This window comes from Xenorhabdus vietnamensis (genome assembly GCF_002127535.1).
GTDB classification, from domain to species: domain Bacteria; phylum Pseudomonadota; class Gammaproteobacteria; order Enterobacterales; family Enterobacteriaceae; genus Xenorhabdus; species Xenorhabdus vietnamensis.
Genome location: NZ_MUBJ01000001.1, coordinates 119,047 through 136,653, shown reverse-complemented (window position 1 = coordinate 136,653; position 17,607 = coordinate 119,047). Strand labels below are relative to the sequence as shown.

General features: G+C 42.5%; 14 protein-coding genes and 1 other annotated feature. Of the genes, 9 read left to right on the top strand and 5 right to left on the bottom strand.

Annotated features, from left to right (window positions below):
- Positions 1–79: 79 nt before the first annotated feature.
- Entirely contained in the window at positions 80–1,747 is a 1,668-nt protein-coding gene (gene ettA, locus Xvie_RS00590; RefSeq protein ID WP_086107468.1) for an energy-dependent translational throttle protein EttA, read from the bottom strand.
- Between the two features lie 461 nt (positions 1,748–2,208).
- On the opposite strand from ettA, the gene sltY reads away from it, so the two are divergent.
- Positions 2,209–4,137 carry a murein transglycosylase gene (sltY, locus tag Xvie_RS00585; protein WP_086107467.1) on the top strand — a complete coding sequence of 643 codons (1,929 nt, stop codon included), beginning with the start codon at positions 2,209–2,211 and terminating at the stop codon, positions 4,135–4,137.
- Positions 4,138–4,193: 56 nt separating this feature from the next.
- Positions 4,194–4,517: a trp operon repressor gene (gene trpR / locus Xvie_RS00580; protein WP_086107466.1), complete on the top strand. Its 324-nt coding sequence runs from the start codon at positions 4,194–4,196 to the stop codon at positions 4,515–4,517.
- A 111-nt stretch (positions 4,518–4,628) separates the two neighbouring features.
- Here the strand turns inward: trpR and yjjX are convergent, their stop codons facing one another.
- Positions 4,629–5,162, bottom strand: coding sequence for an inosine/xanthosine triphosphatase (yjjX, locus tag Xvie_RS00575; RefSeq protein WP_086107465.1), 534 nt, complete (start codon positions 5,160–5,162; stop codon positions 4,629–4,631).
- Between the two features lie 54 nt (positions 5,163–5,216).
- Between yjjX and gpmB the strand changes: the two genes are divergently transcribed.
- Positions 5,217–5,864: a 2,3-diphosphoglycerate-dependent phosphoglycerate mutase GpmB gene (gpmB, locus tag Xvie_RS00570; protein ID WP_086107464.1), complete on the top strand. Its 648-nt coding sequence runs from the start codon at positions 5,217–5,219 to the stop codon at positions 5,862–5,864.
- On the opposite strand, the gene robA is transcribed toward gpmB, so the two are convergent.
- Positions 5,861–6,742 carry an MDR efflux pump AcrAB transcriptional activator RobA gene (robA, locus tag Xvie_RS00565; protein ID WP_086107463.1) on the bottom strand — a complete coding sequence of 294 codons (882 nt, stop codon included), beginning with the start codon at positions 6,740–6,742 and terminating at the stop codon, positions 5,861–5,863. The two genes, gpmB and robA, sit on opposite strands and share 4 nt — an antisense overlap.
- 787 nt (positions 6,743–7,529) lie before the next feature.
- Here robA and creA point away from each other — a divergent pair.
- Entirely contained in the window at positions 7,530–8,012 is a 483-nt protein-coding gene (creA, locus tag Xvie_RS00560; RefSeq protein ID WP_086107462.1) for a protein CreA, read from the top strand.
- A 161-nt stretch (positions 8,013–8,173) separates the two neighbouring features.
- On the opposite strand, the gene arcA is transcribed toward creA, so the two are convergent.
- Entirely contained in the window at positions 8,174–8,890 is a 717-nt protein-coding gene (gene arcA, locus Xvie_RS00555; RefSeq protein WP_086107461.1) for a two-component system response regulator ArcA, read from the bottom strand.
- A gap of 696 nt (positions 8,891–9,586) precedes the next feature.
- Positions 9,587–9,702: a sequence feature (Thr leader region), on the top strand.
- A gap of 25 nt (positions 9,703–9,727) precedes the next feature.
- On the opposite strand from arcA, the gene thrA reads away from it, so the two are divergent.
- From thrA to Xvie_RS00535, 4 genes are all read left to right on the top strand, one after another.
- A complete protein-coding gene (gene thrA, locus Xvie_RS00550) occupies positions 9,728–12,187 on the top strand; it encodes a bifunctional aspartate kinase/homoserine dehydrogenase I (protein ID WP_086107727.1) in 2,460 nt (819 codons plus the stop codon).
- A complete protein-coding gene (gene thrB, locus Xvie_RS00545; RefSeq protein ID WP_086107460.1) occupies positions 12,169–13,119 on the top strand; it encodes a homoserine kinase in 951 nt (316 codons plus the stop codon). The genes thrA and thrB overlap by 19 nt, the downstream gene beginning before the upstream one ends.
- 2 nt (positions 13,120–13,121) lie before the next feature.
- Positions 13,122–14,414 carry a threonine synthase gene (gene thrC, locus Xvie_RS00540; RefSeq protein ID WP_086107459.1) on the top strand — a complete coding sequence of 431 codons (1,293 nt, stop codon included), beginning with the start codon at positions 13,122–13,124 and terminating at the stop codon, positions 14,412–14,414.
- A gap of 355 nt (positions 14,415–14,769) precedes the next feature.
- A complete protein-coding gene (locus tag Xvie_RS00535; protein ID WP_086107458.1) occupies positions 14,770–15,504 on the top strand; it encodes a trypsin-like serine peptidase in 735 nt (244 codons plus the stop codon).
- 120 nt (positions 15,505–15,624) lie between these two features.
- Here Xvie_RS00535 and yaaA read toward each other — a convergent pair whose 3' ends face one another.
- Positions 15,625–16,401: a peroxide stress protein YaaA gene (gene yaaA, locus Xvie_RS00530; RefSeq protein WP_086107457.1), complete on the bottom strand. Its 777-nt coding sequence runs from the start codon at positions 16,399–16,401 to the stop codon at positions 15,625–15,627.
- A 171-nt stretch (positions 16,402–16,572) separates the two neighbouring features.
- Here yaaA and tal point away from each other — a divergent pair, with 171 nt between their 5' ends.
- Positions 16,573–17,526 (top strand): transaldolase, encoded by a 954-nt coding sequence (gene tal / locus Xvie_RS00525; RefSeq protein WP_086107456.1) that lies wholly within the window; start codon positions 16,573–16,575, stop codon positions 17,524–17,526.
- Positions 17,527–17,607 lie beyond the last annotated feature (81 nt).

The following is a 17,607-nucleotide window of genomic DNA, read 5'->3' as shown; positions in this document are numbered from 1 at the left end:
ATTAGTTAGTAACTATCATAAGTTACTGACTATCAATAAAAAACGGCCTGATTTCAGGCCGTTTTTTCTATGCATCAATTTACTTGCTAATCTTTTTATATTTAATGCGGTGAGGCTCCAGAGCTTCAGCACCCATAGTTCGCTTCTTGTAATCTTCGTATTCGCTAAAGTTACCTTCAAAGAAGGAGACTTTACCTTCATCCTGATAATCAATGATGTGTGTTGCGATACGGTCAAGGAACCAACGGTCATGGGAAATAACCATCGCACAACCTGGGAACTCCAATAGGGCATTTTCCAAGGCACGCAGAGTTTCAATGTCCAAATCGTTGGTTGGTTCGTCAAGCAGCAGCATATTGCCACCAACTTGCAGCAGTTTGGACAAATGCAAACGACCACGCTCACCACCAGACAATTCGCCAACACGCTTGCCTTGATCTACGCCTTTGAAGTTAAAGCGACCAACATAGGCACGGCTTGGAATTTCAAAGTTACCAATGCGCATGATGTCTTGTCCGCCAGAAACTTCTTCCCAAACAGTTTTACTGTCATCCATGCTATCGCGGAACTGATCAACCGACGCCAATTTAACCGTTTCACCCAAGGTAATCGAACCAGTATCCGCTTGTTCTTGACCGGATAACATACGGAACAGAGTTGATTTACCCGCACCGTTCGGGCCGATGATCCCAACGATCGCTCCTTTCGGCAGAGAGAAGCTCAAATTGTCGATCAGAACACGATCACCGTAAGACTTGGTCAGATTGGTGACTTCCAACACCTTGTCACCCAAACGAGGACCAGGTGGAATGAACAATTCACTAGTTTCATTACGCTTCTGGTACTCAACGTTATTAAGTTCTTCAAAGCGAGCAAGACGTGCCTTGCCTTTTGCCTGCCGGCCTTTCGGATTTTGGCGAACCCACTCGAGCTCTTTCTCAATCGATTTACGACGAGCCGCTTCTGATGCAGCTTCCTGAGCCAGACGAGCATCTTTTTGTTCCAGCCATGAGGAGTAGTTACCTTCCCATGGAATACCTTCACCACGGTCAAGCTCCAAGATCCAACCAGCAACGTTATCAAGGAAATAGCGGTCGTGGGTAATCGCAACCACAGTACCTTCATAATCGTGCAGGAAGCGCTCCAACCATGCGACAGATTCAGCGTCAAGGTGGTTAGTCGGTTCATCGAGCAACAGCATGTCTGGTTTTTCCAGCAACAGACGACAAATTGCTACACGACGACGTTCACCACCGGACAGGTTTTCAATCTTGGCATCCCATGCTGGCAGACGCAGAGCATCAGCCGCTCGCTCAAGCTGGTTTTCCAGATTGTGTCCGTCATGAGACTGGATGATCGCTTCCAGTTCTCCTTGCTCCTTTGCGAGTTTATCGAAATCCGCATCCGGATCAGCATAAGCAGCATAGACTTCATCAAGGCGAGTCAGGGCATTTTTGACTTCGCTGACAGCTTCTTCCACTGCTTCGCGAACAGTATGTTCAGGGTTGAGTTTAGGTTCCTGCGGTAGATAACCGATTTTAATGCCCGGTTGTGGGCGAGCTTCTCCCTCAATATCTTTATCAATACCCGCCATAATGCGCAGTAAGGTAGATTTACCCGCACCATTCAGGCCGAGAACACCAATTTTTGCTCCAGGGAAAAAACTCAGAGAAATATTTTTCAGAATATGCCTTTTCGGGGGCACAATTTTACCCACCCGATGCATACTATAAACATATTGAGCCAATGTATTTTACCTTTTAATTAATCAGGAAATTTTCAAAATCGTTTGCGTTTATAGGACTTGAATAGCGTATTTTACCCTAAATTTTACGTATCGTGTTTTTACGTATCATATCGCCATCTAATTAGAGTTAAATTTAAGCATTCCGTGGCCGCAAACGGTAAAGATCATCTGAGTGGAACGTCTGTTGATAGATAGCACCGTCGTAGACAGTATCGTTATGGACAGTATCACCGTTCCAGCGTGTTGATTGTATTCACTCCAGAATGGAAAACAAACAGGATTGCCGTTTCTCTTATCAAATAACATCTTGCCGATGTTTTCCGATTAGTGCTCTCTAATTGTAATAACGTACATCAATAATCTGGTTATAATTACATTACATTTTGACAATACACTGATCCAATACATCTGTGCGCTGTACATTCGGCGTTGATAGTCATCTTCTGGAGGAATATGTGGCAATGAGTAAGTGGCAGCATTATGTAATGGCTGTAAGTACGGTTTCTATTTTCGCCGGAGTGGCACATGCTGATTCTCTGGATGCCCAACGTCAGCGGTATCAAGAAATAAAACGGGCATGGGATACAAAAAATATGGAGGAAGTGGAACGCTTGATGCCAACACTGAAAGATTATCCTCTGTATCCTTATCTCGAATATCGTCAATTTTCTCGGGATTTGGCAACCGCGACTCCCCAGCAAGTACAGCTGTTTATTAATACTCACCCCACTCTACCATCAGTGAATTTATTGTCCTCTCAATTTATTAATAGACTGGCCAACAATGGTGACTGGAGCGGAATTTTGGCATTCAGTCCCAATCCTCCAAATGCAGTTACAGAACGCTGTAATTATTATTTTGCACAATGGGCAACAGGACACCAACAAGTCGCTTGGAAAGGAGCCCAAAAAATTTGGCTGGACAGCAAGACATTGCCTGATAGCTGCAATAAATTATTCAGTGCTTGGGAACAAGCGGGACAGCTCTCTGCAAATTTAATTTTGCAACGTATCCAGTTCGCAATGAACAACAATAACACCACACAGGTTACCTATCTTGCCAAGCGCTTGCCATTGAGTTATCAGGGGCTGGGTGTAAATTTGATAAAGCTGCAACATAACCCCGCATTTATTGAACAATTCGCCACGACTACAAAACCAACCGACTTTACCCTCTCGGTTATCATGTTAATCTTTCCCCGATTTGCCCGTATAAATACTGAGAGTGCTATAGAAAGTATTCCAAAACTTGTCCACTCGCAAAAAATGAATAATGCCCAGCAACAGCAATTAAAAGATATCGTCGCATGGCAATTGATGGGAAACGTCACGCAAGAGCAGGCAAAATGGCGGGATGATACTATTCGAAATTCAGATTCTATTGCATTACTTGAGCGACGTGTTCGTTTGACATTACTGTATACAAATTATCCTGAGCTTGAACGGTGGCTGGCTTTGCTCCCTCAAACAGCATTGCAAAAAGACGAGTGGCAATATTGGAGTGCCATGATTCTGCTTAGTCAAGGGAAAATCATGGAATGCAATACCATATTACATAATTTAATCGAGCAACGTGGTTTTTACCCTATGGCAGCAGCCCAGAAACTAAAGATCTTCTATCCTCTACACATTAATAAAGCAGAGAAACCCGATAGCTCGATTGCCAATATGCCGGAAATTAAACGCATCCGAGAGTTACTGTATTGGAAGATGGATAATTTGGCTAGTTCAGAATGGATTCGCTTGGTTTCTTCACAACATCCCGTAAAACAAGAACAATTAGCTCGCTATGCACTTGAACATCACTGGCCTGCACTCAGTGTACAAGCAACTATTACTACGGGAAAAATGTGGAATCACCTCGAAGAACGTTTTCCGCTGGCGTGGAAAAATGAATTTGCACACTTCACATCAGATAAAAGTATTTCACAGAGTTATGCAATGGCAATTGCCCGTCAGGAAAGTGCATGGAATCCACAAGCCCGTTCTGCCAAAGGAGCCAGCGGGTTAATGCAGATCATGCCAAAAACCGCCGAACATACGGTAAAGAGTAATAAAATTCAGGATTATGTCAGCAGCAGTCAATTAATGAACCCTATTACGAACATTAAAATTGGTACGGCTTACCTGGACTCACTCTATCAGCGTTTTGGTCATAACCGCATTCTTGCCAGTGCTGCTTACAATGCTGGTCCTACAAATGTTGAGCGCTGGTTAGCTAATACCTCTGGGAATATTGATCCAATCGCCTTTATTGAAAGTATTCCTTTTAAAGAAACACGCAATTACGTCAAAAACATTCTTGCCTATGATATGTTCTACCATCATTTTATGAGCATGGGCAAAGAGACTAACGTGCTGACTGATAACGAATGGCAAAGACTTTATTAACTTAGCAAATAAATGTGATATGCTGCCGTACTAGTTAAATAGTATGGCAATTAATTATGGCACCAAATCATTTGATTGATCCGGCTCTTTCTCCAGAAGATGGTGATGACTGGCTCACTTTTGTCGAGCTGTTACAAACAGCATTTGAACAAAATTTGCAACATTCTATTTTGCAGTTATTATTGACTCCTGATGAACGAACTGCTTTATCAACTCGGGTGAAAATCATTCAGGAGTTGATGCGTGGGCAAATGAGCCAACGCGAACTGAAAAATGAGTTAGGTGTAGGTATTGCAACAATTACGCGTGGCTCCAACAGTTTAAAGAATGCACCAGCTCATGTTAAGAAATGGCTGGAAACACAGTTATTAACTGATTGAAAATAACCACTTAAAATAGCGGTGGAAGTCACTCAGGGGGGCCATTGAATTGTGCCCCCAAACAACCGTTTATTGTATTACATATACCGTTATCGTTAAGTAGATGTACCGTTAAGATTGGTTATTCAACTCTTTGTAAATTTCATGATGGATAGGCACAAGAGCCAGTATCAGAGCTTGCTGATAAACGCTGGTACGAGTCAGAATACCATTGGTAAAAAAGCCGATCGCGCCACCTTTCTGCTTAATATTATCGATGCCAGCTACGCCTGCCATTTCATGACCAAGTTCGCGTCCTTCACGAATGCCTTCCAAGACTTTTTCAGGCAACATCAGGCTGGCGGAACGCGATTCGCCCCGAATTTGTTTATGCTCAACGACCATCCAGGCAAATGTCATATCATCTTCGATGCCTGCTTCAACCCCAACCCAGAAGTCAGCTTCTGGCCGTACTTGACGAGCAGCCATAACTCGATGACGAGCACCTGTACGGGTTTCAGTATTACCAATAGGTTGCTGCGGTACGCTGCTGTCTACATTAACATCTTCTATGTGGTAAGTGCCTGGACCAAAAACATCATCGAATGCAAGGCTAATCGCTTTTATCTTCGCAGGGTTAGTTGTTGCTGCAATAACGTGGTACATATAAATAAATTATCCTTTGAATTATTTCATGATGCAGTATAACGGAAAATAACTATGTTACAGGTCTATCTTGTTCGTCATGGCGAAACCGAATGGAACGTGGCTCGTCGTATTCAGGGTCAATCTGACAGTCCTTTGACTGAAATTGGTCGGCGCCAAGCTCACCTGGTCGCGCAAAGAGTCAAATCAGAAAACATTACCCATGTTATCACCAGTGACCTTGGTCGGACACGCCAAACAGCAGAGATCATCGCTAAAGCCTGTGGCTGCGACATCATACTGGAACCACGCCTGCGAGAGTTACATATGGGCATTCTGGAAAATCGCGAACTAAACTCCCTCACACCAGAAGAAGAGTCTTGGCGTAAAAGTCTTGTCGATGGTACACCAAATGGACGGATCCCAGAAGGTGAATCAATGTATGAAGTATCTGCCCGTATGCGCGCCGCATTGGAAAATTGCCTCAATCTGCCTGCTGGCAGCCGCCCACTGTTGGTAAGCCATGGAATGGCTCTCGTCAGTTTGATCTGTTCTATTCTGGGCCTTCCTCCCAATTCCGAACGCCGCTTGCGGTTAAGGAACTGCTCCATCTCACGCGTCGACTATCAGGATAGCCCATGGCTTGCTTCAGGCTGGATAGTTGAAACTGCGGGCGATATCACACATCTGGATATACCCGCTCTGGATGAATTACAAGGTTAACGCTCAATTGGGATGAGATACTCAAATTCAACAACATGATTTTGGGACTCATCCCCAAGATTTTTCCATTCAAGGTTAGTGAGGTAATATCGCTCGACATCGTATCCTTTTCTGCGAGTGATATTTAGTGTAGGTAGACAGACACCATAAACGGTAAAGAGGAATTCTTGTAACTGTTCTTTATCACCGAAATAACTGAATGAAATATAATCTCCCCCTGGCAAAACAACCGGATGACTATCCTTAGTATCAAAGGTAGCATATTCTGGCTCTATGGCCGTGGTATAGAACACGGTCTGTTCATCTTCATGCACCATACTACTCTCAGTATGGTGTAATCCATAAAGTCTCGGAGGTAATACCTCAGCATCCTGTAAGTAGTTAATCCAAAAACCATAGCGCATATTCTTGCAAGCTTCTGACCACTGTTCGAGCATATAGCTACAAGTGTGCTCAGTACCGATAAGCTGCCTCTCTTCCAATGTGACATATTTATGCTCTGGCAAGGGTTTATTATCCAGCGAAATAGGAGGACATATTCCCTTTGCACACCACTCTTCACTTCGGCGATAGGACGCTGGCGTGCGATCAAATTGTTTTTTGAAAGCTCTGGTAAAAGTCTGCTGAGAATCAAAACGATATTGCAAGGCAATGTCCAAAATAGGACGACTGGTTAAACGTAATGCAACGGCGGCTCTGGATAATCTTCTCGCACGGATATAAGAACCTATTGCCTGATTTGTTACATCCTTGAACATGCGCTGTAAGTGCCATTTAGAGTAACCTGCTTTTGCTGCAACATTATCAAGGGACAATGGACGATCCAGATTATTATCTACCCAATGCAGCAAGTCTCGAATGATGTTGGTTTGATCCATACATATCCCTAAGTCATTAAGACAAAAAGAAAATCATATAAATGTAAAACAACTTATTAGTTTAAAAACAAAAAGTTTTTCCCTAAAAACCTATTGTAGTTTGAATGATAATCAATACCTATACTTTTCCCCAAAATAAACATAGATTTCAAGGCTACTGATTACCTATCATTCAGGCACTCTACGTGTTTTATATTCAAAGTACTCTCCTTAATTTTTGGCTGTGACATCCATTCTCTTAGTACAACTTTTATCCTTTAGCATCATTTTTTCCTGAGTATTATGACAGCATACTTATTCAATTCATTGATTAATAACATTCACTAATTAATATTTATTTAACGAATGCCGAAATGATTTCATTCGACATGATGATCGTGACATTCATATTATAAACAAACAACAGTGAAATTAACCAAGTTTAGACTTGGAATAAATTAATAGTAGACTTGCTAATATGTCAAGCATTGTCTTGGTGAATAAGTCAATAGCATGAAATATAATAGAAAATCACTACTGACATGTTGAGTGTCGATCTGGCACCAATGCCACAGCTTTTTGCTTGAAATATCGTCTATTTTTTAGCGTATTAAATTAAATTTATCGTCAACGAAATCGATTTAAAAATCATTAATCACTCGTCTTGAGTGCATATTCAGCTATAATGCCATGGCCTTTCACCACAGATGTATCCACGGTGAAAATGGCTTGATTGAAATTATTAATTTACATTATATGTAAATGATAGATATTTTCACTGTATTTATTTGATTATAATGGACTAAATATGGTAACGATAAAGAAAGTAGCGGTAGCGGCGGCTTTACTCTTTTCTCCTGTGATTTTACATGCTGAAGAGATCGGTTCTGTCGACACTGCGTTCAAACTTCTTGGCCCAGATAACAAAATAGTGGTAGAAGCCTTTGATGATCCTGACGTTAAAAATGTCACCTGTTATTTGAGCAGAGCTAAGACCGGGGGATTCAAGGGAGGAATAGGATTGGCAGAAGATACATCTGATGCAGCCATATCCTGCCAGCAAGTTGGCCCGATTGAGTTGGCAGATAAGGTAAAGGAATCTAGCAAGAACAAGAAAGGGCAAGTCGTCTTCCAGAAACGTACTTCTTTGGTGTTCAAAAAATTACAGGTTGTACGCTTCTATGACCCAAAACGCAATTCACTGATTTACTTAACTTACTCTGACAAATTAATTGATGGTTCTCCTAAAAATGCACTAAGTGCTGTGCCGATTATGCCGTGGAAAAACTGAATAACTCACTAAACAAACACTACCCAAAAAGCCCCGTATGTCTTATGACATCAGGGCTTTTTGACAGATGTACTATCGCTATAAAGTATATGTTCATCAAGCTATATACTCATAAGGCTAGCATCTATAAAAAGTCATACCTCTAAAAGGCATTAATTAGTTTAGTCTTCTAAATCGCCACAGAAACGGTAACCTTCACCATGGATGGTCGCAATGATTTCCGGGGTATCTAATATCGATTCAAAATGTTTACGAATCCGGCGAATAGTAACATCAACAGTACGATCGTGGGGCTTCAGTTCACGGCCAGTCATTTTTTTCAACAATTCCGCACGAGTCTGGATTTTTCCCGGGTTCTCACAAAAATGAAGCATCGCGCGGAATTCGCTGCGAGGCAGTTTATACTGATCTCCCATCGGGCTAACCAAAGAGCGGCTATTGATATCCAGCTCCCATCCATTGAACTTATAACTTTCAACCTGACGACGTTCTTCACCTGAATGGCTCAGATTCATTGTCCGCGAAAGCAAATTCCGCGCACGAATGGTTAACTCACGTGGGTTGAATGGCTTGGTTATGTAGTCGTCAGCACCGATTTCGAGACCAAGTATTTTGTCCACTTCATTGTCACGGCCTGTTAAAAACATCAAGGCAATATTTGCCTGCTCACGTAATTCACGAGCAAGCAGTAACCCGTTTTTACCTGGCAGATTGATATCCATAATCACTAAATTGATACCGTTATCTGACAGAATGTTATGCATTTCTGAACCGTCAGTGGCTTCATAAACGACATACCCTTCAGCTTCAAAAATGCTTTTAAGGGTATTGCGTGTGACAATTTCGTCTTCAACAATCAAAATGTGCGGGGTTTGCATGGTTGCTACCTAAAATCGCTAAAAAACAGAATCTATATGACACAAACTGTTATTATTAAAAGAAAATATGCTAATCTTGTTCTGATTCACAGAAAACCAGCTTATGCCCAAAATAAACGTTTTGATATGTTTTATGCTAAAAGCCAGCGTCGCTTTTATGGGATACATATCTGAAAGAACCCGATTTATACAAGGCACTATATTAATCTATTAACAGCAATATAACAGCTAGTAATGCCTTTGCTTTCTAAAAAATCTAACTTTTGTTGATACATATCAAAACCAATTGTAGCACGTTAACATTAATTGTAATTGTTAATTTTAATTTAGACCATTTGTTATTAATTTGATTAAAATATGTTAATTAATGTTGAGATATCGTAGGTGCTTGAAGAAATTGACTCAGCATTAAAACATCCAGAAAACGTGTTTTTATCATAAAGATTAAATAATTACAAAATATGTTTTTTATAAAATTAAATGCTAGTAAAAAACGCAATTAACCAGATAATGATTTGTCCATTTTGTTATATTTTGAATAATTATGATACGAAAAATGACGTTTTCTTCGTCTTTCCCCACAAAAAATATTTGACATTGACCACAGTTTAATTTAACCAATAGAGGGTCGAACGAATCAAAAAGACAGACAGGAAACTATGTACCACATCAGCCCGAAAAAAATGGTTCTAGCAAACATCACTACAACCACCACTACGATTACCACCGAAACCATGAGTTGCGGTGCGGGCTGACACATACACATAAAATAACAATAAGCCCGTATCCCACAAGATACGGGCTTTTTTTTGGACAGAAATCAGGAGAGGAATGTTAATGCGAGTATTGAAATTTGGGGGAACCTCAGTTGCGAATCACCAGTGTGTACTGAGAGTCGCAGATATCGCCGAGAATGAGCTATCCCTCGGCCAAGTTGCTTTGGTACTCTCTGCACCGGCAAAGATCACCAACCATCTGGTGTCGATGATTGAAAAAACGGTGGCAGGGCAAGATATTGTTTCCAATATGAGCAATGCTACCCAAATCTTTGCTGATTTGCTGTCAGGCTTAAAAGAGCAACAATCAGGGTTTGATTATGAACGACTGAAAGGGATAGTAGAACGTGAACTGGGCAGTCTTAAACAAGCTCTGCACGGCATTTCCTTATTAAGACAATGCCCAGATAGCATTAATGCATCCCTGATCTGTCGTGGTGAAAAACTGTCGATTGCCATCATGGAAGCAGTTCTACAGGCTCGTGGCCATAAAGTCACTGTCATTGATCCCGTTAAAAATCTTTTGGCACATGGACATTGTCTCGAATCAACTGTCGATATCCATGAATCTTCCAAACGAATTGCTGAACTGAACATTCCTTCAGATCATATTATCCTGATGGCGGGTTTCACTGCGGGTAATGAAAATGGCGAATTAGTCGTGCTGGGACGCAATGGTTCTGACTATTCAGCCGCAGTACTGGCAGCATGCCTGCGAGCTGATTGTTGCGAAATCTGGACTGACGTGGATGGTGTTTATACTTGTGATCCAAGGGCGGTTAAAGATGCACGCTTGCTGAAAAGCCTTTCATACCAGGAAGCAATGGAATTATCCTATTTCGGTGCAAAAGTCCTTCACCCCCGTACCATTGCTCCTATTGCCCAATTTCAAATCCCTTGTCTGATAAAAAACACCGCTAACCCCGATGCTCCCGGCACTTTCATTGGTAATGGAAAAAATGATGGGAATATACCGATCAAAGGCATTACCAACCTGAATCATATGGCAATGATCAATGTCTCCGGTCCCGGAATGAAAGGCATGGTCGGCATGGCCGCACGGATATTTTCCGTGATGTCGCGTGAAGGCATTTCCGTTGTGTTGATTACACAGTCTTCGTCAGAATACAGCATCAGTTTCTGCGTGCCGCAAAAAGAATTGCTGAAAGCGCAAAAAGCGCTGACAGAAGAATTTTATCTGGAGTTGAAAGATGGCGCACTTGATCCCATCGACGTGATAGATAATCTTGCCATTATCTCTGTTGTTGGAGATGGCATGCGTACCCAACGTGGAATTTCTGCCCGCTTTTTCTCCGCATTGACACGAGCCAATATCAATATCATTGCTATCGCACAGGGTTCTTCTGAGCGTTCCATTTCTGCTGTCATCGAAAATGATGCGGCAACCACCGCTGTTCGGCTTTGTCACCAGATGTTATTCAACACCGCTCAGGTCGTTGAAGTCTTCGTTGTAGGCGTCGGTGGTGTAGGCAGTGCCTTAATTGAACAAATCCGTCGCCAACAAGCATGGCTCAAACAAAAACACATTGAACTGCGCGTTTGTGGTATTGCCAATTCCAGAGCTTTGTTAACGGACATGCAAGGTATCAATCTGGATAACTGGCAGCAGGCACTATCAGAAGCAACCGAGCCTTTTAGCCTGAGTCGTCTGATCCGCCTTGAAAAAGAGTACCATCTCCTGAATCCAGTTATTGTGGACTGTACTTCTAATCAGTCAATTGCGGAACAATATGCCAGCTTCCTCGGTGACGGTTTTAACGTTGTTACACCGAACAAAAAAGCCAATACTTTGTCAATGGCTTATTACCGCCAAATCCGTCAGGCAGCAGAAAAATCAAAACGCAAATTCCTGTATGACACTAACGTAGGGGCGGGATTGCCTGTTATCGAAAATTTGCAGAATCTGCTTAATGCTGGTGATGAATTAGTGCAATTCAGTGGCATCCTGTCTGGCTCTCTGTCCTATATCTTCGGTATGCTGGATGAAGGCATGACGCTTTCACAAGCAACCATGCAGGCAAAAGAGAAAGGCTTTACTGAACCCGATCCACGGGATGATCTCTCAGGCATGGATGTTGCGCGAAAATTGCTGATCTTGGCGCGAGAGGCTGGCTATGAACTGGAATTGGAAGATATCCATGTTGAGCCAGTTTTACCAATAACGTTCGATTCCAATGGCGATGTCGGTAGCTTCCTGCAACGTTTGCCACAGCTGGATAAAGAATTCAGCCGACACGTTAAAAATGCCGCAGAACAAGGAAAAGTTTTGCGTTATGTTGGTTTGATTGAACATGGCCGTTGTACAGTGAAAATTGTCTCTGTTGATGGCAACGATCCACTTTATAAAGTCAAGAATGGCGAAAATGCGCTGGCTTTCTATACCCGTTATTATCAACCCATCCCGCTGGTATTGCGTGGTTATGGCGCAGGAAATGATGTAACGGCAGCAGGGGTTTTTGCTGATATATTACGCACTCTATCATGGAAATTGGGGGTTTAATGGTTGTCAGGGTTTATGCGCCTGCCTCTATCGGGAACGTTGGCGTCGGATTTGATGTGCTCGGCGCAGCGGTTTCTCCCGTTGATGGTTCGTTGCTTGGAGATTGTGTCTCCGTAAGTGAAGCTGAAAGCTTTAGCCTGAATAATAAAGGGCGGTTTGTTGACAAATTACCTGCTGATCCCAAACAAAATATTGTCTACCAATGCTGGCAGCTTTTTTGTCAACGACTGGGTAAAAAATTACCCGTGCTCATGACATTAGAGAAAAATATGCCAATTGGTTCGGGATTAGGCTCCAGCGCTTGTTCTGTTGTCGCTGGTCTGGTGGCATTGAATGAGTATGCAGGCCATCCATTTAACCAAAACCAGTTGCTGGACATGATGGGAGAATTAGAAGGACGCATTTCCGGTGGCGTTCATTATGATAATGTCGCCCCCTGCTATTTGGGAGGCTTACAATTGATATTATCTCAGGAAGAGACGACCTGTCTGCCTGTCCCCGCGTTTGATGATTGGTTGTGGGTAATGGCTTATCCCGGCATCAAAGTATCAACATCAGAAGCCCGTGCGATTCTGCCAAAACACTATGCCCGCAAGGACATCATTGAGCATGGACGTCATTTTGCTGGTTTTATTCACGCCTGTCATACCCAACAACCAGAACTTGCTGCCAAATTAATGAAAGATGTTGTAGCAGAACCTTATCGCACACAACTCTTACCAGGATTTGCCAACGCACGTGATGCAGTCAAAAAATTAGGGGCACTGGCATGCAGTATTTCCGGCTCAGGCCCAACCCTTTTTGCCATTTGTAATGAAATGGCTGTAGCAGAAGAAGTTTCACAATGGCTGCAACAACATTACGTACAGAATGACGAAGGCTTTGTACATATTTGCCGTCTGGATCTCGCAGGCGCACGACAGGTAAAGTAACCATGAAATTATATAACTTAAAAGACAGCAGCGAGCAGGTCAGTTTTTCACAAGCAGTAAAACAAGGGTTGGGCAAGCAACAAGGCCTCTTTTTTCCGCAGGATTTGCCAGAATTCAGCCGTGATGAGATTGACGACTTACTAAAACTGGATTTTGCCAGCCGTAGCCAACGCATTCTATCTGCCTTTATTGGCGATGAAATTCCCGCAGAGCAACTGGCAACCCGCGTTAAAAACGCATTTGCCTTCCCTGCCCCCGTAACCGCGGTTGAAGACGATATCGCTTCACTGGAGCTTTATCATGGCCCAACGCTGGCTTTCAAAGACTTTGGTGGCCGTTTCATGGCACAAATTCTTGCGCAGATCGCGGGCGAAAACCCCGTTACTATTTTGACAGCAACATCCGGTGATACCGGTGCCGCAGTTGCCCATGCCTTCTATGGTTTGGATAACGTACAGGTTGTGATCCTTTATCCTGAAGGCAAGATCAGCCCGTTGCAGGAAAAACTCTTTTGTACTCTGGGTCGTAATATCCATACAGTTGCTATCAAGGGAGATTTCGATGCTTGTCAGGCATTGGTCAAACAGGCTTTTGATGATGAAGAGCTGAAACAAGCCTTGCATCTCAACTCAGCCAACTCAATTAATATCAGCCGCCTGCTGGCACAAATCTGTTATTACTTTGAAGCAGTTGCACAGATTCCTGTAGAAAAACATGAGCAGTTGGTTATTTCCGTTCCAAGTGGCAATTTTGGTAATTTGACCGCGGGGCTACTGGCAAAATCGCTGGGACTACCAGTAAAACGTTTTATCGTGGCGACTAACGTTAATGACACCGTTCCCCGTTATTTGGCAGAAGGAGCATGGCAACCAAATCAGACCGTTGCCACACTATCGAATGCAATGGACGTCAGCCAACCCAACAATTGGCCGCGTATTGAAGAACTGTTCAAACGCAAAGATTGGGCACTGAGTGAACTCGCACACGGAGCCGTCGATGACACGAACACCCAAAACACCATGCGCGAGCTGGCGGCAAAAGGCTATATTTCTGAACCACATGCTGCCGTTGCTTATCGTGTCTTGCGTGATCAGTTACAGGAAGGGGAATATGGCTTATTCTTAGGTACGGCTCATCCAGCTAAATTCAAAGAGAGTGTTGAAGCAACCCTCAGCCAGCCGTTGCCATTACCTGTAGAGTTGGCAGACCGAGCTGATCTAGCCTTATTATCTCACTTCTTACCTGCTGATTTCCCAACGTTGCGTGAATTCCTGATGAAAAAAGCGCCGAAATAAACAGTAGCCTGAACTTTATTTAAGATAAGAACTAACTATCTGAGGAGGCATGATTAACGTTTTCTTTAACAAAAACATTGATTGTGCCTCATTGCTGTCTTAAGCAAATCTGAATTAAATTTAATTTATTAAATAAAACAGTAGATTACAGGATTGATTATTTCCACACACTCATTTTATTGTTTCTTCATAATTGGCCCCAGCCCGAAAAACCGACAAGAACAGAAAAACATCCAGCCCAAACAAACAAGAAACAAACAGAAACAATTCAATAACAATTATTGCATTTAAGGAGTAGATTAAATTCCCAACAGCAAAACAGTCTGAAAGTTAGAAAGTCTCATAGGAATTAAAGATGAAAAATCCAATAAACATACTTATTATAATTCTTTTAGCTACTATATCAGGAAAGGTAATTGCGGCTGATAATCCCCCAAATTCAGCAAATGCATTATCATATGTAAAACTTGACTTTTCGTATAATTTGTCTAAACAGAAGTTTACCAATCGATGTGGCGGAACACTTATTGCTGATGATCTAGTCCTCACAGCATCCCATTGCCTTAATCAACAATGGATAAACGCCAACAGCAAAGAGCTATCAATTTATTATGGAAAAGAATTCATTATGTATGCTGGACTTCATTCTGGTAAGAGTTGGGTGCAATTTGATCCCGAAGTAGATCTCGCAATTATTCAATTGGATAGAAAAATTGATCCCAATAGTGGCGCTATCGTGGCAAAACTTGACGCCCCATGTCCATCAGGTCCTAAAGTAAAGTATCCCCTTCGTGCTATTTTCTATCAAAGGATGGATGATGATGGCAAGAGTTTACCCCTTACAGATTACCAAACAACCACAACTTATTTTGAAACTTTTGCTAAATCAGAGCTGGCAAATGGATATGCTTATCTATCCCGTAAAGTGGGAAATGCTGGTGATTCTGGAAGTTCTGTGTTTTCAAAAAGTAATATTTTAATTGGGGTAATGAATGGTAACTCTGATTATACTCATTGCAATTCAGCCGCAGTCTGCTTCTATCGAGATAGAATTGACGCCGAATCCAAAAAACTACATCAAAATAAATAAAAAATTTTCTCTAAACAGAATAGTCACAATGCTTATGCCTTTCGAATTTCCTCTTTATTGGCTTGACCCAGCCATTACTCCTCCTTTTAGAAGGAGTAATGGCTGTATTGATTGGAGAAATTAGTCCTGCTCAGGACGCTTAAACACCAGCTGATTTCCTTTAGAGAGAGCCTCATCAAAGGCATACCCTTCCAGATTGAACTCCACCAGCCGTTCTGGATCAGTCAGTTGGTTCTGAATGATAAAGCGGCTCATCAATCCACGCGCTTTTTTAGCATAGAAACTAATAACTTTGTATTTACCATTTTTCTCATCCAGAAAAACAGGTTTGATAATCCTGGCCACCAGCTTTTTTGTATTTACCGATTTGAAATACTCGTCTGATGCCAGATTGACCAGAACATCGTCGCCCTGCTGTTCCAGAGCTGTATTTAAGTTTTCAGTAATGTGATCATCCCAGAACTTATACAGATCTTTACCGCGCGGGTTTTCCAACTTGATTCCCATTTCCAACCGGTAAGGCTGCATCAAGTCAAGAGGACGCAAAACTCCATACAAGCCAGATAAAATTCTCAAATGCATTTGGGCAAACTCAAAATCACCAGCAGAGAAAGTTTCTGCCTGCATACCGGTATAAACATCACCTTTAAATGCCAAAATCGCCTGACGTGCATTTTCTGGTGTGAAATTTGGCTGCCACTCACCAAAACGAGCAGCATTCAGCCCCGCCAATTTATCACTAATACTCATCAAACTGCCGATTTGCGCAGGTGTTAAAGTCCGGCAAACATCAATCAGCTGTTGAGATTCCGCCAATAATAGCGGCTGGCTAAATTTTTCTGTCACCAGTGGGCTTTCATAATCGAGTGTTTTTGCAGGTGAAATGGTAATAAGCATTATTTTTTCCTAATAATCCAGACTTTCCCCACTTTAGCAAAAAAGAACAAAAAGGGGAGAATCTCAGCGATAGGATTTTCCTACCTTACAGCCGCGCTTGACCATGTTATTATCACGGGATGGCGAGGCAACGTTGCCAAAGATTTTACGTATAACGATGAGACATTAAACATGACCGATAAACTGACTTCCCTGCGTAAACTGACAACAGTAGTAGCAGATACCGGGGATATCGCGGCGATGAAACTGTATCAGCCGCAAGATGCAACCACCAACCCTTCCCTGATTTTGAATGCAGCTCAAATTCCAGAATATCGCCAACTGATTGATGAAGCCGTTGAATGGGCACGTGGACAAAGTGATTCCCGTGAACAGCAAATTATTAATGCCGGCGATAAATTGGCTGTCAATATTGGTCTGGAAATTCTGAAACTGATCCCTGGCCGTATTTCCACTGAAGTCGATGCTCGCCTGTCTTATGACACCGAAGCCAGCGTAGCGAAAGCAAAACGCCTGATCAAACTGTACAACGAAGCGGGCATCAGCAACGATCGCATTCTGATCAAACTGGCTTCCACATGGCAGGGCATCCGTGCTGCGGAACAGCTGGAAAAAGAAGGCATCAACTGTAACCTGACCCTGCTGTTCTCCTTTGCCCAAGCCCGTGCTTGTGCAGAAGCTGGTGTTTATCTGATTTCTCCATTTGTTGGCCGTATCCTCGATTGGTACAAAGCAAATAGTGACAAAAAAGAATTCGCGCCACATGAAGATCCAGGTGTGATTTCCGTTTCTGAAATTTATCAATACTACAAAGAACACGGTTACAACACTGTTGTTATGGGTGCAAGTTTCCGTAACTCTGGTGAAATTCTGGAACTGGCTGGCTGTGACCGCCTGACCATCTCTCCGGCACTGCTGAAAGAGCTGTCTGAAGCAGAAGGTGAAATTGAGTGCAAGCTGGGTTATGAAGGCGAAATCAAAGCATGCCCAACACCAATGACTGAAGCTGAGTTCTACTGGAACCATCACCAAGATGCAATGGCAACTGAAAAACTGGCGGAAGGCATCCGTAAGTTTGCAGTAGACCAAGGCAAACTTGAGAGCATGATCGCTGATCTGCTGTAATCTTAGGCGGCACGCTATTTTTTCTTATATAAAGGCGACATAATAAGTCGCCTTTTGTTTTTTCATTTCACCATCAATAAC